26 protein-coding genes and 1 other annotated feature are annotated in these 20,735 nt (G+C 37.9%); of the genes, 20 read left to right on the top strand and 6 right to left on the bottom strand.

What is annotated here, in order from left to right; genetic code table 11:
* Window positions 1-27 precede the first annotated feature (27 nt).
* The 9 genes from N8M66_RS05230 to N8M66_RS05190 all read left to right on the top strand — a co-directional run bounded on the left by N8M66_RS05230 (window position 28) and on the right by N8M66_RS05190 (window position 7,552).
* Window positions 28-1,287 carry a TRZ/ATZ family protein gene (locus tag N8M66_RS05230; RefSeq protein WP_261046028.1) on the top strand — a complete coding sequence of 420 codons (1,260 nt, stop codon included), beginning with the start codon at window positions 28-30 and terminating at the stop codon, window positions 1,285-1,287.
* 75 nt (window positions 1,288-1,362) lie between these two features.
* Window positions 1,363-1,498, top strand: a sequence feature (ribosomal protein L10 leader region).
* A 38-nt stretch (window positions 1,499-1,536) separates the two neighbouring features.
* The gene (rplJ, locus tag N8M66_RS05225; protein ID WP_004259693.1) at window positions 1,537-2,037 is read left to right on the top strand and encodes a 50S ribosomal protein L10; all 501 of its coding nucleotides are present in this window, start codon (window positions 1,537-1,539) and stop codon (window positions 2,035-2,037) included.
* A gap of 73 nt (window positions 2,038-2,110) precedes the next feature.
* On the top strand, window positions 2,111-2,479 hold the full coding sequence (gene rplL / locus N8M66_RS05220) for a 50S ribosomal protein L7/L12 (protein WP_001196965.1): 369 nt from the start codon (window positions 2,111-2,113) through the stop codon (window positions 2,477-2,479).
* Between the two features lie 391 nt (window positions 2,480-2,870).
* Complete coding sequence (locus N8M66_RS05215) at window positions 2,871-3,914, top strand: SPFH domain-containing protein (protein WP_261046026.1); 1,044 nt, start codon at window positions 2,871-2,873, stop codon at window positions 3,912-3,914.
* Between the two features lie 264 nt (window positions 3,915-4,178).
* Window positions 4,179-4,466, top strand: a complete 288-nt coding sequence (locus tag N8M66_RS05210) for a hypothetical protein (protein WP_000285175.1) — start codon at window positions 4,179-4,181, stop codon at window positions 4,464-4,466.
* Window positions 4,463-5,104 carry a hypothetical protein gene (locus N8M66_RS05205; RefSeq protein WP_261046024.1) on the top strand — a complete coding sequence of 214 codons (642 nt, stop codon included), beginning with the start codon at window positions 4,463-4,465 and terminating at the stop codon, window positions 5,102-5,104. The genes N8M66_RS05210 and N8M66_RS05205 overlap by 4 nt, the downstream gene beginning before the upstream one ends.
* Window positions 5,105-5,560 carry a hypothetical protein gene (locus tag N8M66_RS05200; protein ID WP_070479359.1) on the top strand — a complete coding sequence of 152 codons (456 nt, stop codon included), beginning with the start codon at window positions 5,105-5,107 and terminating at the stop codon, window positions 5,558-5,560.
* Window positions 5,561-5,886: 326 nt separating this feature from the next.
* The gene (locus tag N8M66_RS05195) at window positions 5,887-6,891 is read left to right on the top strand and encodes an NADP-dependent oxidoreductase (RefSeq protein ID WP_261046021.1); all 1,005 of its coding nucleotides are present in this window, start codon (window positions 5,887-5,889) and stop codon (window positions 6,889-6,891) included.
* A gap of 16 nt (window positions 6,892-6,907) precedes the next feature.
* Window positions 6,908-7,552 carry a TetR/AcrR family transcriptional regulator gene (locus N8M66_RS05190; protein ID WP_261046019.1) on the top strand — a complete coding sequence of 215 codons (645 nt, stop codon included), beginning with the start codon at window positions 6,908-6,910 and terminating at the stop codon, window positions 7,550-7,552.
* Between the two features lie 93 nt (window positions 7,553-7,645).
* Here the strand turns inward: N8M66_RS05190 and gdhA are convergent, their stop codons facing one another.
* Window positions 7,646-8,992: an NADP-specific glutamate dehydrogenase gene (gdhA, locus tag N8M66_RS05185; protein ID WP_261046018.1), complete on the bottom strand. Its 1,347-nt coding sequence runs from the start codon at window positions 8,990-8,992 to the stop codon at window positions 7,646-7,648.
* Between the two features lie 228 nt (window positions 8,993-9,220).
* Between gdhA and N8M66_RS05180 the strand changes: the two genes are divergently transcribed.
* The 7 genes from N8M66_RS05180 to N8M66_RS05150 all read left to right on the top strand — a co-directional run bounded on the left by N8M66_RS05180 (window position 9,221) and on the right by N8M66_RS05150 (window position 15,977).
* Window positions 9,221-10,156 carry a dihydroorotate oxidase gene (locus tag N8M66_RS05180; protein ID WP_261046016.1) on the top strand — a complete coding sequence of 312 codons (936 nt, stop codon included), beginning with the start codon at window positions 9,221-9,223 and terminating at the stop codon, window positions 10,154-10,156.
* A 33-nt stretch (window positions 10,157-10,189) separates the two neighbouring features.
* Window positions 10,190-11,227, top strand: a complete 1,038-nt coding sequence (gene holA, locus N8M66_RS05175; protein ID WP_261046014.1) for a DNA polymerase III subunit delta — start codon at window positions 10,190-10,192, stop codon at window positions 11,225-11,227.
* 326 nt (window positions 11,228-11,553) lie between these two features.
* Window positions 11,554-12,159: a superoxide dismutase SodA gene (sodA, locus tag N8M66_RS05170; protein ID WP_261046012.1), complete on the top strand. Its 606-nt coding sequence runs from the start codon at window positions 11,554-11,556 to the stop codon at window positions 12,157-12,159.
* Window positions 12,160-12,315: 156 nt separating this feature from the next.
* A complete protein-coding gene (locus tag N8M66_RS05165; RefSeq protein ID WP_261046011.1) occupies window positions 12,316-12,846 on the top strand; it encodes a YutD family protein in 531 nt (176 codons plus the stop codon).
* A 20-nt stretch (window positions 12,847-12,866) separates the two neighbouring features.
* Complete coding sequence (gene rlmN, locus N8M66_RS05160) at window positions 12,867-13,952, top strand: 23S rRNA (adenine(2503)-C(2))-methyltransferase RlmN (RefSeq protein ID WP_000804760.1); 1,086 nt, start codon at window positions 12,867-12,869, stop codon at window positions 13,950-13,952.
* A complete protein-coding gene (locus tag N8M66_RS05155; RefSeq protein WP_042751003.1) occupies window positions 13,952-14,434 on the top strand; it encodes a VanZ family protein in 483 nt (160 codons plus the stop codon). Before rlmN ends, N8M66_RS05155 begins: the two co-directional genes overlap by 1 nt.
* Before the next feature lies 1 nt (window position 14,435).
* Window positions 14,436-15,977, top strand: a complete 1,542-nt coding sequence (locus N8M66_RS05150; protein WP_261046009.1) for an ABC-F family ATP-binding cassette domain-containing protein — start codon at window positions 14,436-14,438, stop codon at window positions 15,975-15,977.
* Between the two features lie 54 nt (window positions 15,978-16,031).
* Here N8M66_RS05150 and N8M66_RS05145 read toward each other — a convergent pair whose 3' ends face one another.
* From N8M66_RS05145 to N8M66_RS05125, 5 genes are all read right to left on the bottom strand, one after another.
* Window positions 16,032-16,835 carry a peptidylprolyl isomerase gene (locus tag N8M66_RS05145; RefSeq protein ID WP_261046008.1) on the bottom strand — a complete coding sequence of 268 codons (804 nt, stop codon included), beginning with the start codon at window positions 16,833-16,835 and terminating at the stop codon, window positions 16,032-16,034.
* Window positions 16,836-16,943: 108 nt separating this feature from the next.
* The gene (locus tag N8M66_RS05140) at window positions 16,944-17,153 is read right to left on the bottom strand and encodes a hypothetical protein (RefSeq protein WP_261046007.1); all 210 of its coding nucleotides are present in this window, start codon (window positions 17,151-17,153) and stop codon (window positions 16,944-16,946) included.
* 263 nt (window positions 17,154-17,416) lie between these two features.
* Entirely contained in the window at window positions 17,417-17,641 is a 225-nt protein-coding gene (locus N8M66_RS05135; RefSeq protein WP_001041097.1) for a helix-turn-helix transcriptional regulator, read from the bottom strand.
* Between the two features lie 2 nt (window positions 17,642-17,643).
* Window positions 17,644-18,240 (bottom strand): DUF3796 domain-containing protein, encoded by a 597-nt coding sequence (locus N8M66_RS05130; protein ID WP_261046006.1) that lies wholly within the window; start codon window positions 18,238-18,240, stop codon window positions 17,644-17,646.
* 377 nt (window positions 18,241-18,617) lie between these two features.
* A complete protein-coding gene (locus N8M66_RS05125; RefSeq protein WP_261046201.1) occupies window positions 18,618-18,761 on the bottom strand; it encodes a hypothetical protein in 144 nt (47 codons plus the stop codon).
* 175 nt (window positions 18,762-18,936) lie between these two features.
* On the opposite strand from N8M66_RS05125, the gene rpsP reads away from it, so the two are divergent.
* The 4 genes from rpsP to N8M66_RS05105 all read left to right on the top strand — a co-directional run bounded on the left by rpsP (window position 18,937) and on the right by N8M66_RS05105 (window position 20,731).
* On the top strand, window positions 18,937-19,209 hold the full coding sequence (gene rpsP, locus N8M66_RS05120; protein ID WP_000268760.1) for a 30S ribosomal protein S16: 273 nt from the start codon (window positions 18,937-18,939) through the stop codon (window positions 19,207-19,209).
* Between the two features lie 19 nt (window positions 19,210-19,228).
* Window positions 19,229-19,468 carry an RNA-binding protein KphA gene (gene kphA, locus N8M66_RS05115; protein ID WP_000379617.1) on the top strand — a complete coding sequence of 80 codons (240 nt, stop codon included), beginning with the start codon at window positions 19,229-19,231 and terminating at the stop codon, window positions 19,466-19,468.
* A 44-nt stretch (window positions 19,469-19,512) separates the two neighbouring features.
* Complete coding sequence (locus tag N8M66_RS05110; RefSeq protein ID WP_261046005.1) at window positions 19,513-19,845, top strand: MazG nucleotide pyrophosphohydrolase domain-containing protein; 333 nt, start codon at window positions 19,513-19,515, stop codon at window positions 19,843-19,845.
* 97 nt (window positions 19,846-19,942) lie between these two features.
* On the top strand, window positions 19,943-20,731 hold the full coding sequence (locus N8M66_RS05105; protein WP_261046004.1) for an alpha/beta fold hydrolase: 789 nt from the start codon (window positions 19,943-19,945) through the stop codon (window positions 20,729-20,731).
* Window positions 20,732-20,735: the final 4 nt, after the last annotated feature.

Below are 20,735 nucleotides of genomic sequence, written 5' to 3'. Positions count from 1 at the left end.
AATTGTCTTATAGAAAAGGAGCCTAGAATGAAAGTCTATCAGCATGTAAATATCGTGACTTGTGACCAAGATTTCCATGTTTATCTGGATGGAATCTTAGCAGTTAAGGATTCTCAAATTGTCTATGTCGGTCAAGAGAAGACAGAGATTTTAGATCAAGCTGAGCAGATTACCGACTATCAAGGAGCCTGGATTATGCCTGGTTTGGTCAATTGCCACACCCATTCTGCTATGACAGGTTTGCGAGGAATTCGGGACGACAGCAATCTACATGAATGGCTCAATGACTATATCTGGCCAGCAGAAGCTGAGTTTACTCCAGACATGACTACCAAGGCAGTCAAAGAAGCTCTGACAGAGATGCTTCAGTCAGGAACAACAACCTTCAATGATATGTATAATCCCAATGGAGTGGATATTAAGCAGATTTACGATGCAGTGAATTCTTCTAAGATGCGTTGTTATTTCTCACCGACCCTCTTTTCTTCAGATACAGAAATAACTGATGAGACTATAAGCAGAACACGAGCAATCATCGAGGAAATCTTAGGATATGAAAATCCAAATTTCAAGGTAATGGTAGCCCCACATTCTCCCTACAGCTGTAGTAGAGACTTGCTGGAAGATAGCTTAGATATGGCAAAAGAGCTGGATATTCCCATCCATATCCATGTGGCGGAGACCAAGGAGGAGTCAGGCATTCTCCTGAAACGCTACGGCAAACGCCCCCTCGCATTTCTAGAAGAACTGGGTTACTTAGATCATCCGTCTGTCTTTGCTCACGGGGTCGAATTAAACGAGAAAGAAATTGAACGTTTGGCAACTTCTCAAGTAGCTATAGCCCATAATCCTATCAGTAACCTCAAATTGGCATCAGGGATTGCTCCCATCATCCAACTTCAAAAAGCAGGAGTAGCAGTAGGAATTGCGACAGACTCGGTTGCTTCCAATAACAACCTAGACATGTTTGAGGAAGGACGGACTGCAGCCCTTCTTCAGAAGATGAAAAGTGGAGATGCCAGACAATTTCCTATCGAAACAGCTCTCAAGGCATTGACAATTGAAGGAGCTAAGGTTCTTGGAATGGAAAATCAGATAGGAAGTCTGGAAGTTGGCAAGCAGGCAGATTTTCTTGTTATTCAACCACAAGCAAGAATTCATCTCCAACCTCAAGAAAACATGCTCTCTCATCTAGTTTATGCAGTCAAATCTAGTGATGTAGATGATGTTTATATTGCTGGAGAACAAGTCGTTAAGCAAGGTCAAGTCCTGACAGTAGAACTTTAAATAAAAAATCACGAAAAATTTTAAAAAAAGTTTGCAAAAATCTTGCATTCTTTTTTTAACTATGCTATACTTATATACGGTTTGAAAAAACTGCCTAAGACAGTAGGGGAGCTTGACTCATAAATATCCTACCGAGGACAAAACGTATCATGTAAAAAGAAGCGTATTGTACTTTCGTGTCTAGGTTTGGGCGCGTTTTTCTTTTGGAGGAATTCCCCAAGCAAAATAATTACGGAGGTGAACACACTAATGAGTGAAGCAATTATTGCTAAAAAAGCGGAACTAGTTGACGTAGTAGCTGAAAAAATGAAAGCTGCTGCATCTATCGTCGTTGTAGACGCTCGTGGTTTGACAGTTGAGCAAGATACAGTTCTTCGTCGTGAGCTTCGTGGAAGCGAAGTTGAGTATAAAGTTATTAAAAACTCAATCTTGCGTCGTGCAGCTGAAAAAGCTGGTCTTGAAGAACTTGCATCAGTATTTGTTGGACCATCTGCAGTAGCATTTTCTAACGAAGATGTTATCGCACCAGCGAAAATCTTGAACGACTTTTCTAAAAACGCTGAAGCACTTGAAATCAAAGGTGGTGCAATCGAAGGCGCTGTCGCATCTAAAGAAGAGATTCTTGCACTTGCAACTCTTCCAAACCGCGAAGGACTTCTTTCTATGCTCCTTTCTGTACTTCAAGCGCCAGTGCGCAACGTTGCTCTTGCAGTCAAAGCGGTTGCAGACAACAAAGAAGACGCAGCTTAATCTTAAGCTACGCAGCGTAGCCTAGCTACAAAAAAATATTATAAATTTAAAAACTTATTTGGAGGAAATAACAATGGCATTGAACATTGAAAACATTATTGCTGAAATTAAAGAAGCTTCAATCCTTGAATTGAACGACCTTGTAAAAGCTATCGAAGAAGAATTTGGTGTAACTGCAGCTGCTCCTGTAGCTGTTGCTGCAGCTGGTGCTGCTGACGCTGGTGCTGCTAAAGATTCATTCGACGTTGAATTGACATCTGCAGGCGACAAAAAAGTTGGCGTTATCAAAGTTGTACGTGAAATCACAGGTCTTGGTCTTAAAGAAGCTAAAGAACTTGTTGACGGTGCACCAGCACTTGTTAAAGAAGGCGTTGCAACTGCAGAAGCTGAAGAAATCAAAGCTAAATTGGAAGAAGCTGGAGCTTCAGTTACTCTTAAATAAGAGACATATACCAATTAGAATTCGGAATACTATAGTATCAGCCTTTTAGAATCGTGAACACATTTTAGAAACTGATAAATAAATTTAGTTTCCTACCAAAAACCCTACCAAAAATTAATTTGGCAGGGTTTTTCTTTTTAATAAAATTATTTTGGAGAACAGTTGTATTTTGTTCTCCTTTAATAATAGAGCGACTACATTAGTAGCTTAAAAACATGATTAAACCGCTATTTTTAGGAGTAGCGGTTTTTCTTGTTTTATATAAGGGATTACTCCAAAGATAATAATTTATAAGTATGAGTTGCCTTTTCAATAAATGGGTTATATAATAGTAATATAGCTATGGAAGATTAATCTTATAATCTATAGTTTTCATTTTAAAGGAGAAAAGATGGTATTAAATTTATTTGATATTATTCGATATGAAGGTGAAGATACTCGAAATATACTTGCTTGGAGACATCCTAAGACGAATATCAAGATAGGAACAACTGTAATTGTAAATCCTGGTCAGCGTGCTGTGTTTTTTTCAAATGGAAGAGCAGTAGCTATTTATGATGCTGGTAAACATAAGATTGAAGGAAACGATATTCAGGTAACTTCAGGAATAAAAAACTTTCTAAGTGGAGGTATTTCATCTGACTCAACATTTTTGTGGTTTGTAAATATGTATGATTTACAACCGATTGGGTGGGGAACTTCTTCACCTATAATGGTTCGAGATCCAGAAAGTGATATTCCTGTTGAGTTGAAAATACATGGGAATTTTATTCCTCGAATTGTAGATTTGGAAGCTTTTATACTAGAATTTATGCCAAGTCACCCTGATCTTATAACAGCTGCTATTTTACAGAAACGATTTAGACAAACTGCTAGTGGACTGATTAGTTCAGCTATTTCTCAAGTGATATATAACTATAAGATTCCAATTATTGATATTGAGATGCACAGTTTTGATATAGCTAATGATTTGTCTGAAATTTTATCTAGCCATTTTGCTAAGTATGGAATTAGTATTGAAGAATTTAATATTGAGGCTTTAAAGGTAAATCAGAATAGCAATGGATACAGAGAAATCTTTAAATTCCACAAGCAAATTTTGGAAGCCAAAAGCAAGCAGGTGGGTCGAGATATTGAAGAATATACTTATCAAGAAGAGAGGCAATTTGATATTTTAGAAGAGGCAGCAAAAAATAATGATTCTGCAGGAAATCTAATGGGAGCAGGCGTGGAAATAGCTATGGGACTTGGCTTGGGAGCTAAATTTAGCAACTTGGTGGATCATATTGAAGATAGGAAATCATTTGACAAAGATGTTAAACAGCATCAAACTGACCTCAAAGGAGAAATAGTCTTAGCTAAGTTTTGTAGCCAATGTGGGACTGCTTTTTTGGAAGGAGCGAACTTCTGTTCTAATTGTGGGCATAAAAGATAGTTTAAATTATTGTAAAAAATCATTTTTATATCATTCTAGTTTAAGTATCATCTTTAGTTTTTTGGAAGTCTGGCATTTCCAGAGTTTCCCTTTTTCATAGCAATCTAAAAACTAAGATTTCTTTATGTTTAGAACATTCTATTTATGTAATTGTAAGTATGGAAATGTATGAATAAATACAAAGTAGCATGAAGAGTATTTGGAAATTTTTTAAGAGAGTAGGAGATTGACTTAGACAAGTTCTATGACAGGAGGATAGTGTGGATGTATCAAGTATTTCGTTTATTAAGTATACTTTTTATGGGATTGACAAGTGCAACATTTTTTCTTTCACTATGGGCCGTAACTCTATTTCTTGAACATGGTAAGCCGATTTTCTCAATAGTGACACCTATTATTTTTTCTTTATCAGGTTTCTTTTTGTCTTCCTTTGCATTTTATAGCTTTGGTGTTTTAGAAAATATAAAAATTAAAGTCAAAGCTTTGGATGAGATATATAATGGGAAAGCTCTTTATAGAGAATATATAGCAACTAGAGGAGAAGATAGGTGAAACAGTATATTAAGAATAATTGGAAAAAAGGCTTTCATTGGTTAATTTCAAATATAGTAATACTCTGTTTTGTAGTTTTATCACTTGCTATCTTTTCTATAGATGATGGACCAACTATCTTTATATTGAAAAATCTTGATTTTATAATTTTGGCAAAATCTATTGGAATTCCCGTTGTTGTCAGTTTTTTAGTTTTATCATTTCAAAATGTTACCTTTGTGCCAGTTGCTTTAGTTATTTTATATTTGTTTCGAGAAACAATTAAAGATTCCTTTTCCTTGAAGAAATTAAAACAGAAGAATTTACTTCAAATGCTTGTTTTAATCATTTTATCATCACTTTTTGAAATTGAAAAATCTAGGGAATGGTCTATTCGATTTCTATTTCTTTTAGCTCCTTGGTATTTGTTTAGTGTGATCTCAATATTGGTAATGACTTATCGTAAGTCAAAGAGAGAAGAGGAAGTTAAGAAACGAAATCAAATACAAGCTTTATTCGCCTTATTTGAAAAGCACCAGATTAACAAAAATACTTATCCTGTTATTTGTCCGTCATGTAGTGGTGAGAATTTGCTCAACTTAGGGCAAGGTAAATCATGTGTCTATTGTGGTGCTTGGTTATCCAGAAAGGAAATATAAATGAGACGCTATCGTTTGATCATTTCAAAATTTGTCTTTCCCGTAGTATCTTTTATATGTATTGTCTCAGGATTGAAATTTTATCAGTACATAGATAACTACATGAGATGGATATTAGGAAAAAAAGAAGGTTCACTTCATGATTTCTACTTTATGTGGCATTTATTAGTAACAATTTTGTTTGTTTTATTTTTCCTATTTTTGATTCTATCCTCTTTTTTATTCTTAAAACAGCCACGGATGAAACAATATGACAAAGCTTTGATAACAGTTCTTCAGTTCGAAGAACAAGGTGAAGATGTTATTGAAATTAAGGGAAAAGAATTGCGAGATGAGTTATCTTATCGACTATCAGCAAAACGTGTTTATTGTCCTACTTGCCATAAGCCAACAGATGGAGTAATTGGAACTAAATTGACCTGTGCAAATTGCAGTAAAACTTTTATAGTTTCTTGATTTTAGGATAGTCGAAATGCTATTATCTTATAGCTGTTTTGATATTGTTTCTAAAATCTAGTAAGTTTATTTACTTGAAAATACTGCTATTCTTGGGAGTAGCAGTATTTCTTTTTATGTTCCATGGGGCAAAAAAGGGGGATAGTAATTTTTAAAAGTGAGGAGAGTTAGATTGAAAGAATCATATTGGTAAATTGAAATGATGGATATTTGTATCATGTCATAAATCGTTATCAAACGATAATATTGATTTTCTTACAAATTAAGAGTATAATTTATAGAAATGAGTGTTCACTCAATTTTTGTGAAATTAAGGAGTAAAGAAAATGGTTGTTGAAGCAATAGAGTACAGTCGTTTCGGTAACGAAGAGGTCTTGGATTTGGTGAAGATCGACTCTACAGCCTTGGATGTAAATCAAGTGAGAGTAGAAGTTCATGCTGTTGGCTTAAATCCTATTGATTATAAAACTTTTGAGGGAGCGAAACCCCTTCGATTTTTATCTTTTATGACGACATTAAGGAAAACAAGTCGTTGGTTTGAATCTAAATCATCTTTATTTCCAAAAGGTGTGGGGAGAGACTTTTCTGGAGTTATTACAGAAGTTGGAAATGAAGTAACTAGGTTTTCAGTAGGAGATAAGGTGTTTGGAACAATGATTAGCGATCCTGGTTTGGGAACTAAGAGGGGAGCTTTAGCAACAGAAATTTGTGTCAATGAATCGGAAATTGTATTGAAACCAGAGATGATAGACATGATTCACGCAGCTACTATGGGAGTAGCTTCTCTAACTGTGGGTGGGGCTTTTAGAAGAATCGGTTTAAATTCAAGAGATACTGTTGTTATTTCAGCTGCAGCAGGAGGTATTGGAAGTATTGCAGTACAGTATGCAGTTGCTAAGGGGGCGACAGTGATTGGAATAGCAAGTAAGAAAAATGCAGAGTATCTGAAGTCTTTAGGTGCCATACCAGTAAGTTACGAAGAGAATATCAAGAAGGCTCTTCTATCAGCTAGTCTAACGCCTATTACAAAGTTTTTGGATTGTTATGGATCTGATTATGTTAGATTGGCTTTTAGTTTAGGTTTGAAGGGAACAGCTATTGGGACATTAGTACCTTCACCCTATGTTATGATAAAAGGTGCTCAGTTTACTGGTCCGAGACATTCTACATACGATGATTTTAGCACTTTATATGAAATGGTCTCAGAAGGGAAGGTTCAGCTGAAAATTGATCAAGTGTATGACTTTTCTCTAAAGTCAGTTAGAGAAGCCTATCGTAGTCTGAAAATGGGACACAGTCGAGGCAAAAAAGTCGTAAAAGTAAGAGAGTAGAAGAGAGGTGCTAGCGATGGAAAGTTTAGAACAAAAGTATGCTCAGACGTTAGAAGCTAGCAACTTGAGCTTAAAACAACGTCGAGTATTATTATCAAGCTTAAAATTATTCTCAGAAATTGGATTTGAAAATACAACGTCCAGCCTTATTGCCGAACGCGCTGGAGTGTCAGAAGGAACTGTTTTTAGTTACTTTAAAACAAAGGAAGGCATTTTAGAAGCCATTTTATCTACTTTTCTAGAACAGGTTATTCCAGAAGTGATTGAAGATTTCTCAGAAAAGAAATTCACAGTAGATCAAGAAACTTTTCCCTTCTTTTTAAAAAGTATTGTTCGAGATAGGCTCTTTTTTATTCAGGAGAATCAAATGCATGTTAAAATTCTCTTGGGGCGTTCTTTTATTGATAAAAATCTTTCTATCCAGTTAGGAAATATTATTGTTCAATCTATAATAGAACCAATTAGCCCTGTTTTGAATCAATTTAAAGAAAAAGGACTTATTCTAAATTGGTCAAATGAAAGAATTGTTCGATACATTTTAGCATTGAGTTTTTCTTATCTTATTCCCGTGATGTTGAATGATGAAGGAACTATAAACATAGATGAAGCAGTTGATGAAATTGTTGAATGTTTGTCATCTGCCCTAATGAAAGTAAAATAAATTCTGATGTTAAAACTCACTGTTAATGGTGAGTTTTTTGAATTCAACATAAAAATCCCCAATCGGAGTGATTGAGGATTAAGCAAATGAATTTTAAACAATACCTTGTGCAATCATAGCGTTTGCTACATTTTCAAAGGCAGCAATGTTTGCTCCTGCAAGGTAGTCTTTATCAAGACCGTATGTTTCTGAAGTTGTTTTAGCTGTGTTGAAGATGTTTGTCATGATGTCTTTGAGACGTCCATCAACTTCTTCACGAGTCCATGAGAGGCGAAGGCTATTTTGGCTCATTTCAAGGGCTGAAACGGCTACACCACCAGCGTTGGCAGCTTTGGCAGGTCCGTAGAAGATACCATTTTCTTTGTAAACTTTGATGGCATCAAGGTCGCTTGGCATGTTGGCACCTTCAGATACACAGATAACTCCTTGAGCAACCAAACGTTTAGCTGCTTCACCGTTGATTTCGTTTTGAGTAGCACATGGAAGAGCGATGTCATAGTTTCCAGCGTAAGTCCATACAGAACCTTCGTGGTAGCTTGCAGTTGCTTTTTCAGCAGCATACTCAGTCAAACGAGCACGACGTTTTTCTTTAACATCTACTAAAAGATCGAAGTCGATACCATTTTCATCGATGACATAACCATTTGAGTCAGATACAGAGATAACAGTTGCACCGAGTTCAGTCGCTTTTTGAAGAGCATATTGGGCTACGTTACCAGAACCTGAAATAACCACTTTCTTACCAGCAAAGCTGTTGCCGTTAGCTTTAAGCATTTCTTCAGTGTAGTAAACCAAACCGTAACCAGTTGCTTCTGGACGAATCAAGCTACCACCAAATCCAAGAGGTTTACCAGTCAAGACACCAGCATCAAATTGGTTAAGGCGTTTGTATTGACCGTAAAGGTAACCAATTTCACGTCCACCAACACCGATATCACCAGCAGGTACGTCAAGTGATGGTCCGATGTGTTTTTGCAATTCAGTCATGAAGCTTTGGCAGAAGCGCATCACTTCAGCATCTGTTTTACCTTTAGGATCGAAGTCTGATCCACCTTTACCTCCACCGATTGGAAGTCCAGTCAAGACGTTTTTGAAGATTTGTTCAAATCCGAGGAATTTCAAAATCCCTTGGTTAACAGTTGGGTGGAAACGAAGTCCGCCTTTGTATGGTCCAACAGCTGAGTTGAATTGAACACGGTAACCACGGTTTACTTGAATTTTTCCATCACGGTCAACCCAAGGAACACGGAAAGAAATCACGCGCTCTGGCTCAGTAATACGTGCCAAGATATTTTCTTCGATATACTCAGGGTGTTTTTCAAATACAGGTTCCAAAGTGTTGAAAAATTCTTCAACAGCTTGGAGGAATTCAGCCTCGTGCCCGTTACGAGCTTTTACAGTTTCAAACACGCTTTGGATATATTCTTTAGCAGATGTCATATCGTTCTCCTTAAATTCTAATTTAATTATGTGTGTCATTATAGCAGAAATTTTTTTAACTGTAAAGAGAAAAACAAAAATTTTCTAAAAATTCTATCAATTTAGTTTTGAGGCTTTTTTAAAATAGATAAAAATACGAACGTTTTTCTTTGAACTACCTTTCTAAAAGAGAAAATCTGAAAGTATGGTATAATATTAGCAATAAAAGGAATCCGGAGGATCAGAATCATGGTATCAACGAAAACACAAATTGCTGGTTTTGCGTTTGACAATTGCTTGATGAATGCAGCAGGTGTGGCTTGCATGACGATAGAGGAGCTGGAAGGAGTTAAAAGCTCAGTGGCAGGAACCTTTGTCACTAAGACAGCGACCTTGGATTTCCGTCAGGGAAATCCTGAGCCACGCTATCAAGATGTTCCACTTGGTTCTATCAACTCTATGGGCTTGCCGAATAATGGCTTAGACTATTATTTGGATTATCTTTTGGATTTGCAGGAAAAAGAACCAAACCGAACTTTCTTCCTTTCCCTAGTTGGAATGTCTCCAGAGGAAACTCATACTATTTTGAAAAAAGTCCAAGAGAGTGACTTCCGTGGTTTGACAGAGCTTAATCTCTCTTGTCCAAATGTTCCAGGTAAACCTCAGATTGCCTATGATTTTGAGACAACTGACCGGATTTTGTCAGAAGTATTTGCCTACTTTACAAAACCTCTTGGAATTAAGCTTCCACCTTATTTTGACATTGTTCACTTTGACCAAGCGGCAGCTATTTTCAACAAATATCCGCTCAAGTTTGTCAACTGCGTTAACTCTATCGGAAACGGCCTTTATATAGAAGATGATTCTGTCGTTATTCGACCTAAGAATGGTTTTGGTGGGATTGGTGGAGAATACATCAAACCGACTGCTCTTGCCAATGTTCATGCCTTCTACCAACGCTTAAATCCTCAAATCCAAATCATCGGAACAGGTGGCGTTCTGACTGGTCGTGATGCCTTTGAACATATCCTCTGTGGTGCTAGTATGGTACAGGTGGGAACCACCCTTCACAAAGAAGGTGTTGGTGCCTTCGAACGTATTACCAATGAACTGAAAGCAATCATGTCGGAAAAAGGGTACGAGAGTCTAGAAGATTTCCGTGGAAAATTGCGCTATATTGACTAAATTAAATCGAAAAATCAGAAGAAAGGAGAGAAGATGCTAGCTATTGAAGAAAGCCAGAAGTTGACTTTATCAAATTTACCTAGCCTGAGCCTTTTTACAGGCATAGATCAGGGCCAGTTTGAAGTGATGAAGAGTCAAGTGTTGAAACAGATTGGTTATGATTCTGCCGACCTCAATTTTGCCTACTTTGATATGAAAGAAGTAGCTTATAAAGACTTAGAGTTGGAGTTGGTCAGTCTCCCTTTCTTTGCGGATGAGAAAATCGTGATATTAGACCATTTTGTCGATATCACAACAGCCAAGAAACGCTTTTTAACAGATGATGAGCTCAAGTCGTTTGAAGAATACCTTGATAACCCTTCGCCAACAACCAAGTTGTTGATTTTTGCAGAAGGAAAACTGGATAGCAAAAGACGGTTGGTCAAATTACTTAAGCGTGATGCCAAGGTTTTTGATGCAGTAGAAGCCAAAGAACAAGAATTGCGCCAGTATTTCCAAAAGTGGAGCCAGAAACAAGGTCTGCAGTTTGTGGGGCAATCCTTTGAAAATCTACTTATCAAATCTGGTTTTCAATTTAGCGAAATCCAGAAAAATCTCCTCTTTTTACAGTCCTATAAGGCAGATTCTGTTATCGAGGAAGAGGATATTGTCAATGCTATTCCCAAGACCTTACAGGACAATATTTTTGATTTAACTCAGTTTATTCTGACTAAAAAGATGGATCAGGCGCGCGACTTGGTTAGAGATTTGACCTTGCAAGGGGAAGACGAAATTAAGCTCATAGCTGTCATGTTAGGACAATTTCGGACTTTTACTCAGGTGAAGATTTTGGCGGAGTCTGGCCAAACAGAATCGCAGATTGCAAGTAGTTTAGGTAGTTATCTGGGACGGACTCCCAATCCCTATCAAATCAAGTTTGCATTAAGAGATTCGCGAGGACTTTCCTTGAGCTTTCTGAAGCAAGCTATTTCTTATTTGATTGAGACAGACTATCAGATTAAGACAGGTCTTTATGAAAAAGGTTTCCTTTTTGAAAAGGCACTCCTACAGATTGCTAGTCAGGTAAATTGATATTTTTTTGAAACTACAACCCGCGTCAATATTATTTTGTCGTGGGTTTCTTGCTGATTTGCTTGTTTTATACTCAATGAAAATCAAAGAGCAAACTAGGAAACTAGCCGCAGGTTGCTCAAAGCACTGCTTTGAGGTTGCGGATGAAACTGACGAAGTCAGTAACATATACCTACGGCAAGGTGACGTTGACGTGGTTTGAAGAGATTTTCGAAGAGTATGATTAGAAAGTATCTCAGTGATTTCCTTATCTATAAGCAAAAAACTTGAAAAAAGTGAATGTTTGCGTTATCATTTTCATATAGAAAGAAAAAGAGGTATTACAGATGGCTATTATCTTACCAGAACTTCCATATGCATACGACGCTTTGGAACCATACATCGATGCGGAAACAATGCACTTGCACCATGACAAACACCATCAAACTTATGTCAACAATGCTAATGCAGCTCTTGAAAAACACCCTGAAATTGGTGAAGACCTTGAAGACTTGCTTGCTGATGTAGAATCTATCCCAGCTGATATCCGTCAAGCACTTATCAACAATGGTGGTGGACACTTGAACCACGCTCTTTTCTGGGAATTGATGACTCCTGAAAAAACAGCTCCATCAGCAGAACTTGCAGCAGCAATCGATGCAACATTTGGTTCATTTGAAGAATTCCAAGCAGCTTTCACTGCAGCAGCAACAACTCGTTTCGGTTCTGGATGGGCATGGTTGGTTGTCAACAAAGAAGGTAAACTTGAAGTGACTTCAACAGCAAACCAAGACACACCAATCTCAGAAGGTAAAAAACCAATCTTGGGCTTGGACGTTTGGGAACATGCTTACTACGTGAAATACCGCAACGTGCGTCCTGACTACATCAAAGCTTTCTTCTCAGTCATCAACTGGAACAAAGTAGATGAATTGTACGCAGCTGGTAAATAATGGTATATGGAGGGAAGAATTGTTCTTCTCTTTTTTAGGTTATATGATTCTGGTCTGACAAAATCGTCAGACTTTTTTCATTTTTATGAGAAACGTGCTAACTGCTAGAAATTATGGTAGAATAAAGTATTAAGTAATCGTGGAAAAAGGATATCTATGCGAAAAGAAATTGCACCTGAATTATACAACTATAACAAGTTTCCTGGTCCTGAGTTTCATTTACACGGGGACAAGGTTGAAACGGAAGGGATAGCTTTTTCCTTGGTGGAAAATATCAAGGAAGCCTTTGATGTGACGACTTTTAATCAGCGTTTTTCAGAAGTCTTAACCAAGTTTGATTATATCGTGGGAGACTGGAGCAACGAACAGCTTCGCCTACGAGGTTTTTATAAGGATGAACGAACAGAAGAAAAACTTGAAAAAATCAGTCGTTTACAAGACTATCTTTTAGAGTATTGTAGTTATGGTTGTGCCTATTTTGTCTTAGAAAATGAAGCCCCTAAGCGAGCATCATTTGACAAGAAAATGCGTAAGAAGGAAGAAGAACAGCCTTCTAGAAAAGGAAAGAAACCGGCTCAAAATAAACGAAAACCGAATGCAGATAAGAAAAATAGACGTCGTCAGAAAGACCAGCATTCTCAGAAAGAGGACAAGGGGCAACGTCATTTTGTTATTCGTCAGAAGTGAGTAGAGAATAAGGAGAAGAAATGAAACCGTCAATTTATAGTTTAACACGTCAAACCATGCAGGAATGGGTTTTGGAGCAGGGAGAAAAGAAATTCCGTGCAGATCAAATTTGGGAATGGCTTTACCGTAAACGTGTCCAGTCATTTGAAGAGATGACCAACCTTTCCAAGGATTTGATTGCTAAGCTTAATGATCAGTTTGTGGTCAATCCCTTGAAACAGCGTATCGTGCAAGAGTCTGCTGATGGGACAGTTAAATATCTTTTTGAATTGCCAGATGGAATGCTGATTGAGACAGTACTCATGCGTCAACACTATGGTTTGTCAGTCTGTGTGACCACTCAGGTTGGCTGTAATATCGGTTGTACCTTCTGTGCCTCTGGTTTGATTAAGAAGCAACGCGACCTCAATAACGGGGAAATCGTAGCGCAAATCATGTTGGTTCAGAAATATTTTGATGAGCGTGGTCAGGACGAACGCGTCAGCCATATCGTTGTCATGGGAATTGGTGAACCATTTGATAATTACAACAATGTCTTGAATTTTGTTCGTACTATCAATGATGACAAGGGAATGGCCATCGGTGCTCGTCACATTACGGTTTCAACCTCAGGTTTGGCCCATAAAATTCGTGATTTTGCTAATGAAGGAGTTCAGGTCAATCTTGCCGTTTCCCTTCATGCACCTAATAATGAACTGCGCTCAAGTATCATGAAGATTAACCGTGCCTTTCCGATTGAAAAACTCTTTGCTGCTATTGAGTACTATATCGAAACAACCAATCGTCGTGTAACCTTTGAGTATATCATGCTCAATGAAGTTAATGATGGTGTAGAACAAGCCTTGGAATTGGCTGAATTGCTCAAGAATATCAAGAAATTGTCTTATGTAAACTTGATTCCTTATAACCCAGTTAGTGAGCATGACCAATATAGCCGTAGTCCTAAAGAGCGCGTCCTGGCCTTTTATGATACGCTTAAGAAAAAAGGGGTCAATTGTGTTGTTCGTCAAGAGCATGGTACAGATATTGATGCAGCTTGTGGACAGTTGCGTTCTAACACAATGAAACGTGACCGCCAGAAAGCAGTCGCAGCAGTCAATCCTTAATGATGAAGAAGACTTATAATCATATTTTGGTCTGGGGAGTCATTTTCTATAGTATTTGTATCGTTTACTTTTGCTTTACTCCTCAAGAACATTCTCCCGTGGGAGTGGAAACTCCAGGTATTCAGCATCTTGGACGCCTGGTTTTTCTTTTGACTCCTTTCAATTCTCTCTGGAAACTAGGTGAAGTAAGTGACATTGGACAATTATATTGGATTTTTCTACAAAATATCCTTAATGTCTTCTTGCTTTTTCCTTTGGTGTTTCAACTCCTTTATCTCTTTCCAAACTTGCGGAAAACAAGAAAAGTGATCTTTTTCAGTTTTCTAGTGAGTCTTGGAATCGAGTGTACGCAGTTGGTCTTGGACTTTTTCTTTGATTTTAATCGTGTCTTTGAGATTGATGATTTGTGGACTAATACCTTGGGTGGCTATCTGGCTTGGCTCCTCTATAAACGATTACATAAAAACAAGATAAGGAATTAATATGAGTATTTTAGAAGTTAAAAATCTGAGTCACGGTTTTGGTGACCGTGCAATTTTTGAAGATGTGTCCTTCCGTCTCCTCAAGGGAGAACATATCGGTCTGGTCGGTGCTAATGGTGAAGGGAAATCAACCTTTATGAGTATCGTGACTGGTAAAATGCTGCCAGATGAAGGAAAGGTAGAGTGGTCTAAATATGTGACTGCTGGTTACTTGGATCAGCACTCCGTCCTTGCTGAAGGGCAGTCGGTACGTGATGTTCTCCGTACAGCCTTTGATGAGCTTTTTAAAGCAGAAGCCCGTATCAATGACCTTTATATGGAAATGGCTGAAGACGGAGCGGATGTTGAGGCTCTCATGGAAGAAGTTGGCGAACTCCAAGACCGTCTGGAGAGTCGTGATTTCTATACTTTAGATGCTAAGATTGACGAAGTGGCGCGTGCCCTTGGTGTCATGGACTTTGGCATGGATACGGATGTAACCTCTTTGTCAGGTGGGCAAAGAACCAAGGTACTTTTGGCTAAACTCCTCCTTGAAAAGCCCGATATCTTGCTTTTGGACGAGCCGACCAACTATTTGGATGCTGAGCATATTGACTGGCTCAAGCGCTATCTCCAAAACTATGAGAATGCCTTTGTCCTTATTTCGCACGATATTCCATTCCTGAACGACGTGATTAATATTGTCTACCATGTGGAAAATCAACAGCTGACGCGTTATTCTGGTGACTATTACCAGTTCCAAGAAGTCTATGCTATGAAGAAATCTCAGCTAGAGGCAGCCTACGAACGTCAGCAGAAAGAGATTGCCGACCTTAAGGACTTTGTTGCCCGAAACAAAGCGCGTGTTGCAACACGAAACATGGCCATGTCTCGTCAAAAGAAATTGGATAAGATGGATATTATCGAGTTGCAAAGTGAGAAACCAAAGCCATCCTTTGATTTCAAACCAGCTCGTACTCCAGGTCGCTTTATCTTCCAAGCCAAGGATTTGCAGATTGGATATGAACGTCCTCTGACTAAGCCACTAAATCTTACCTTTGAACGCAATCAAAAGGTTGCCATTATCGGTGCTAATGGTATCGGGAAAACAACCCTCTTGAAGAGTCTTTTGGGCATTATCCCACCAATCGCTGGGGAAGTTGAGCGTGGTGACTATCTAGAACTTGGTTATTTTGAGCAGGAAGTAGAAGGTGGTAATCGCCAAACACCACTAGAGGCTGTCTGGAATGCCTTTCCTGCACTTAACCAAGCGGAAGTTCGTGCAGCCCTTGCTCGCTGTGGTCTGACAACCAAGCATATCGAAAGCCAAATTCAGGTCTTGTCAGGTGGGGAACAAGCCAAGGTTCGTTTCTGTCTCTTGATGAATCGAGAAAATAATGTTTTGGTACTAGACGAGCCGACCAACCACTTGGATGTGGATGCCAAGGATGAACTCAAACGTGCTCTCAAAGAATACAAGGGATCTATTCTTATGGTCTGTCACGAACCAGACTTCTATGAAGGCTGGATGGACCAAATCTGGGATTTTAACAAGCTAACTTAAGTATGAGGATAAAAGAAATACAGTACCGAATGTGGATACTGTATTTTTTGGTTTTTAAGATTTAAAATCGTAGTCTTTCACCACTTCGATGCTATCGATTGTGATAGCAGTAGTTGGCTTGTCTTTTTCATCTTTTTCGGCTTTAGCAATCTTATCTACAACATCCATACCGTCAATCACTTGACCAAAGACTGGGTGTTTGCCATCTAGACTAGGGTTTCCCCCTTCTTTATAGGCTTCGATGATTTTCTTTGGATACTTACTTGTAGGGAGTTTAGCAGAGGTATCTGTAGAGTTTTGGTTGATGAAGAACTGGCTGCCATTGGTGTTTGGTTGACCAGTATTAGCCATAGCAAGAGCACCACGGATGTTATAGAGATAAGGAGTAATCTCGTTTTTGAAACCAGTTCCCTTGTCTTTAGTCTTATCCTTGTCATGCCAGATAGACTGACCACCTGTACCGTCCCCTTTTGGATCTCCAGTTTGAACCATGAAGCCATCGATGACACGGTGGAAGGTAATGCCGTTATAGTAGCCTTCTTTGGCATGAGTGAGGAAGTTTTCAACCGCTAGAGGAGCGAGTTTAGGGAAGAGTTTGATACGGATATCTCCTTGACTTGTGTGGAGAATCACTTCAGCCTCGTCTTCAGCAACTTCTTTAGATAGTTGTGGGAAATAGGCGTTTTCATTTGTTAAAGCATCGTTTAACTCCTTGGCAGATTGGGCTGCTGCTTTGGAGCTTTCCTCAGCGGCCAAGCTAGAATCTACATAGTCATCACCACGCAGACTACGTTGGATGCTGCTACATCCAGCTAGGGCTACAGTGGACAGTAAAAGAAGGGTTGCTAGTTTTTTCATTCTGTTCCTCTCAAAAATTTATTTCTACCATTGTACCCTAAAAGGGAGTGGATTTCAAATGTTAGTGACAAGACAATTTTAGAGAAAGTCAACCAAAAAGTCGCTTGCTTAGAGATTTTTCTTTGGATGACGGTCAATAATGTCCTGGTATTGTTCCAGTATGTGCTCTCCTTTTGGAGTTATTTTATAACCGCGAATCGAAAAGAGACCAGCTAATTCCTCTTCTGAAAAATGGTTATGAAGGGCTGGGTCCAAATTTGTAGCCTTCATCTTAGACAGTTCTGTAATTCCTTTACTTTTGAGAATATTCTTTTTCATAGTAGTATTTAGATGGTCAAGTGAGTCAAAAGAAGTTTCGACAAGAGCATAACCTTTTTCTACCAGAGTTTTTAGATGTTTTGGAGCATCAATACCATAAGTGTAGGAAAACAGATCTTAAGAAAGCTCGTAAAGCATCACAATTAGTAAACGTTAATTCGAAAGAATTACTATATTTTAAAAGAGCACATTTTCAATGGATTTTTTCTTTTGGCTTCAATTCCTAATTAATCAATGAACTCAATACTAGATCTCGAAAAGAATTATGCTTCCTCTTTCTGTCTGAGTTCAAAGAGGTCTTCTACTTTCAGATTAAAAACTTGAGCAATTTTCAGAGCCATTTCCAGCGAAGGATTGTAACGGTTATTTTCCAAGTGTAGAATTGTCTCGCGTCGCATGCCGATGAGGTCGGCTAACTCCTGCTGGGTCATGCCTGTGGACTCACGAACAGATTTGAGATTAGTAATAATCTTGCTTTCTTTGGCCATGCTTATCCTCTCCGTTCCAAGATAAAATAGACAACCGCAAAGATGAAAATCAAGGCAGCTATGCTAATAAAGATCTGGCCCATGTAAAGCGTGAGAGACCCCATATATCCAATGCTAACTGCTAGAATCATCAGTGCGCCTAGTATAAAAACAAACATCAAGCTAGCTGCCTTGGCTAAATTAGTATAAAAGCGTTCGTCCGGAGTTTCCTTGACATTTTTAAAACAGAAAAAGCCAAATACAATCACTTCAATAACGAGGCCAATCCCCAAAATCCATTCTCTAATACCAGAACTTTCGCTTGGGGTCGCAACCCAAATCCCTACTGTATAAAAAATGCTTGCTGCCAACACAAGTATCGTGTAAAGCTTAGCAGACAAGTCAAAAATAGTCTTTCCCTTATCTTTCTGAATCTTATGAGGCCGTGGTTTCGTATGTAGCCAGCTCCAAATAGCTACAATCTGACCTGACACTGAAATACCAGTAATAACTAACTTGGGTTCCCAACTAAGATTAGAACCAAATAAAACAATAAAATCAATAAAGAGAGCTACGGCAATCATTGCAATGAGGCCACGCATTTTTTGACTTTTTTTCATGATAGACTCCTTTTTTGTGTTATAAATATATAACACTTAAATTTTATGTTATAAATATATCACATTTAAATTTGGAAAGCAAGAATTTATGTGCCAAGGTGCAATTATTTGAGAAAATTTTTAATAAAAGCCCTCGCTAGTCAAACAACTAAAGAATTCTTTGAAGCAATGCATCGGATTTGGTTTGGATAGTTTCGTTAATAATATTTGATGATAAAGAATTTTTGAAAAATCTAGATACTGTATGAATCTCTACTTTTTTTCTTAGACTGTTATAAAGTCTGTCAGAATAAGCGTTATAGGTGTAGAAGTTAATTTTTACAGAACTAAATTATTCCCCTATTTAGAATCTATTAATTCATATTTTATAAATTAAATTAGTAGATATCGTTCTTAAAATCCCTGATATTTCGCTTGGGAACTGGCTTGGGATTTTGGAGCCAAGTATCCAAATCACGTTCAGGTGAGATGAGGGGCTTGATTTGGTGGTCTTTATAAAGTGTTTCTACAATAGCATTCATGACATTCTCTTTCTGGTTTTACTTTTAAAAAATAACAAATTTCTAAATAGTTTAAGAATTTTATACTCTGTCAAGTTTTTTTCTTGACACCTGCTAGAAATCTGCTATAATAGAACATGTGCTAAATAGCTCAGCTATTTCACCGAAATAAAAAATAAGAAAAGAGACTTTAAAAATGGCAGTTAAAATCCGTTTGACTCGTATGGGTTCTAAGAAAAAACCTTTCTACCGTATCAACGTAGCAGATTCACGTTCACCACGTGACGGACGTTTCATCGAAACAGTTGGAACTTACAACCCACTTGTTGCTGAAAACCAAGTAACTTTGAAAGAAGACCGCGTTCTTGCATGGTTGGCTGATGGAGCTCAACCTTCAGATACAGTGCGCAACATCCTTTCAAAAGAAGGTGTATTGAAGAAATTCCACGATTCTAAATTCTCAAAATAAGTTTAAAGTAGGTTGACAGATGGATACGATTGAAAATCTCATTATTGCGATTGTGAAACCCTTGATTTCACAACCAGATGCCTTAACTATCAAGATTGAAGATACACCAGAGTTTTTGGAATATCATTTGGATCTTGATCAAAGCGATGTGGGTCGTGTAATCGGTCGTAAGGGTCGCACTATTTCTGCGATAAGAACGATTGTCTACTCTGTCCCAACTGAAGACAAAAAAGTAAGAATCGTTATTGACGAAAAATAAGAAGGGCGGGACGAATGTCTCGCTTTTTTTGCAAGGAGCAGGATATGAAGGATTTAACGTTTAGACAATTACAAGACTACTTACTGGAACATTACCAGCAGTCTCGGACTGAGGAAGGTCTTTTTATGAAGCTAGTAGAGGAAGTCGGAGAAGTAGCTGAAGTTTTGAATGGGCGCTCTGGTCGAAAAGAGGGAGTTCAGGATTCTAACGAGGTACTAGCAAAAGAACTGGCTGATATCATTCACTACACAGTCGCAATTGCGGCCATCAACGACATAGATCTAACCAAGACCATTTTTGAAAAAGACAAAAAGGCGGCTATCAAATATCAGCATGAACGAGATTTGGAAGGATTTTTGAAGGGGAAGGAGAGTTGATGTCCTCTTCCTCTAACTTGTTAAAATCCCTGGAACGTGATAAAATAAAGGATAAGGATTTTTAATAATTCATTATACAGAATGAGTGGATTTCTTTATGAAGAGGATTGAAGTATCTACAGAAATTGGTAGTCTCTCTGTTACTTATCAAAAGCAAAAGAAAGTGCTAGTTTGTTTAAGTGGCGCAGGTTTGCTACCAAGTTATGAAAATTTTTCACATATACTCGAAAAACTTCCTCCCACAATTGGTTATTTGACAATTGATTTTCCAAACACAGGTAGAAGTCCGATTCATGACCAAGCTGGAAAAAATCTGGATAATCTTGCAGATGCGGTTTATGAAGTACTTGAAGAATTGGCGATTTCTGAATATATACTTTGTGTACATAGTTTGAGTGGAATTTTAGCTTGCAAATTACTCAAGAAACCAATTAAGTGTAATGCTTTAGTAGCAATTGAACCGACAACTAAAAAAGTCATGTTTGCTGATTTTTCAGAAAATCCTTATCCAGAAATGGAAGAGCAGATGAGGCTGATTGAGGAGTGTGGCCTTGAACTTTATTTTAAGAACTTAACTCAAGCAACATTTAGCCCTGAAATGAATAAAGAAATCTGTAAATTAATGCAAGAAAAAGGCTTAGAGTTGGAAAATCAAGATCCAGGATTTCAGATATCTGGAGAAATTACTGAGGAAGATTTTGAGAATTTGTCGATAGAATCTCATGTCCCTGTATTTATTTTTTGTCAGGCTTATAGAGAAAAAGAGTACAGAGAATCAGAATATTGGACTTCCAATACTAAACTCATTTTAGGAGGGAATCACCATTATTTACAATGGTCAGAATCAGAAAAAATTGTGACTATTATTCGAGAATTGTCAGAATAAGATG

The sequence above is a fragment of the Streptococcus mitis genome, assembly GCF_946188585.1.
GTDB lineage: Bacteria > Bacillota > Bacilli > Lactobacillales > Streptococcaceae > Streptococcus > Streptococcus mitis_DG.
The sequence above is the reverse complement of the archived record's forward strand: the minus strand, read 5'-3'. Positions and strand labels throughout refer to the sequence as shown.

Excerpts from the sequence above, each read along its gene's own strand:
- N8M66_RS05230 (WP_261046028.1), top strand. The coding sequence starts at position 28 with ATGAAAGTCTATCAGCATGTAAATATCGTGACTTGTGACCAAGATTTC.
- rplJ (WP_004259693.1), top strand. The coding sequence starts at position 1,537 with ATGAGTGAAGCAATTATTGCTAAAAAAGCGGAACTAGTTGACGTAGTA.
- rplL (WP_001196965.1), top strand. The coding sequence starts at position 2,111 with ATGGCATTGAACATTGAAAACATTATTGCTGAAATTAAAGAAGCTTCA.
- N8M66_RS05215 (WP_261046026.1), top strand. The coding sequence starts at position 2,871 with ATGGTATTAAATTTATTTGATATTATTCGATATGAAGGTGAAGATACT.
- N8M66_RS05210 (WP_000285175.1), top strand. The coding sequence starts at position 4,179 with ATGTATCAAGTATTTCGTTTATTAAGTATACTTTTTATGGGATTGACA.
- N8M66_RS05200 (WP_070479359.1), top strand. The coding sequence starts at position 5,105 with ATGAGACGCTATCGTTTGATCATTTCAAAATTTGTCTTTCCCGTAGTA.
- N8M66_RS05195 (WP_261046021.1), top strand. The coding sequence starts at position 5,887 with ATGGTTGTTGAAGCAATAGAGTACAGTCGTTTCGGTAACGAAGAGGTC.
- N8M66_RS05190 (WP_261046019.1), top strand. The coding sequence starts at position 6,908 with ATGGAAAGTTTAGAACAAAAGTATGCTCAGACGTTAGAAGCTAGCAAC.
- gdhA (WP_261046018.1), bottom strand. The coding sequence starts at position 8,992 with ATGACATCTGCTAAAGAATATATCCAAAGCGTGTTTGAAACTGTAAAA.
- N8M66_RS05180 (WP_261046016.1), top strand. The coding sequence starts at position 9,221 with ATGGTATCAACGAAAACACAAATTGCTGGTTTTGCGTTTGACAATTGC.
- holA (WP_261046014.1), top strand. The coding sequence starts at position 10,190 with ATGCTAGCTATTGAAGAAAGCCAGAAGTTGACTTTATCAAATTTACCT.
- sodA (WP_261046012.1), top strand. The coding sequence starts at position 11,554 with ATGGCTATTATCTTACCAGAACTTCCATATGCATACGACGCTTTGGAA.
- N8M66_RS05165 (WP_261046011.1), top strand. The coding sequence starts at position 12,316 with ATGCGAAAAGAAATTGCACCTGAATTATACAACTATAACAAGTTTCCT.
- rlmN (WP_000804760.1), top strand. The coding sequence starts at position 12,867 with ATGAAACCGTCAATTTATAGTTTAACACGTCAAACCATGCAGGAATGG.
- N8M66_RS05155 (WP_042751003.1), top strand. The coding sequence starts at position 13,952 with ATGATGAAGAAGACTTATAATCATATTTTGGTCTGGGGAGTCATTTTC.
- N8M66_RS05150 (WP_261046009.1), top strand. The coding sequence starts at position 14,436 with ATGAGTATTTTAGAAGTTAAAAATCTGAGTCACGGTTTTGGTGACCGT.
- N8M66_RS05145 (WP_261046008.1), bottom strand. The coding sequence starts at position 16,835 with ATGAAAAAACTAGCAACCCTTCTTTTACTGTCCACTGTAGCCCTAGCT.
- N8M66_RS05140 (WP_261046007.1), bottom strand. The coding sequence starts at position 17,153 with ATGAAAAAGAATATTCTCAAAAGTAAAGGAATTACAGAACTGTCTAAG.
- N8M66_RS05135 (WP_001041097.1), bottom strand. The coding sequence starts at position 17,641 with ATGGCCAAAGAAAGCAAGATTATTACTAATCTCAAATCTGTTCGTGAG.
- N8M66_RS05130 (WP_261046006.1), bottom strand. The coding sequence starts at position 18,240 with ATGAAAAAAAGTCAAAAAATGCGTGGCCTCATTGCAATGATTGCCGTA.
- N8M66_RS05125 (WP_261046201.1), bottom strand. The coding sequence starts at position 18,761 with ATGAATGCTATTGTAGAAACACTTTATAAAGACCACCAAATCAAGCCC.
- rpsP (WP_000268760.1), top strand. The coding sequence starts at position 18,937 with ATGGCAGTTAAAATCCGTTTGACTCGTATGGGTTCTAAGAAAAAACCT.
- kphA (WP_000379617.1), top strand. The coding sequence starts at position 19,229 with ATGGATACGATTGAAAATCTCATTATTGCGATTGTGAAACCCTTGATT.
- N8M66_RS05110 (WP_261046005.1), top strand. The coding sequence starts at position 19,513 with ATGAAGGATTTAACGTTTAGACAATTACAAGACTACTTACTGGAACAT.
- N8M66_RS05105 (WP_261046004.1), top strand. The coding sequence starts at position 19,943 with ATGAAGAGGATTGAAGTATCTACAGAAATTGGTAGTCTCTCTGTTACT.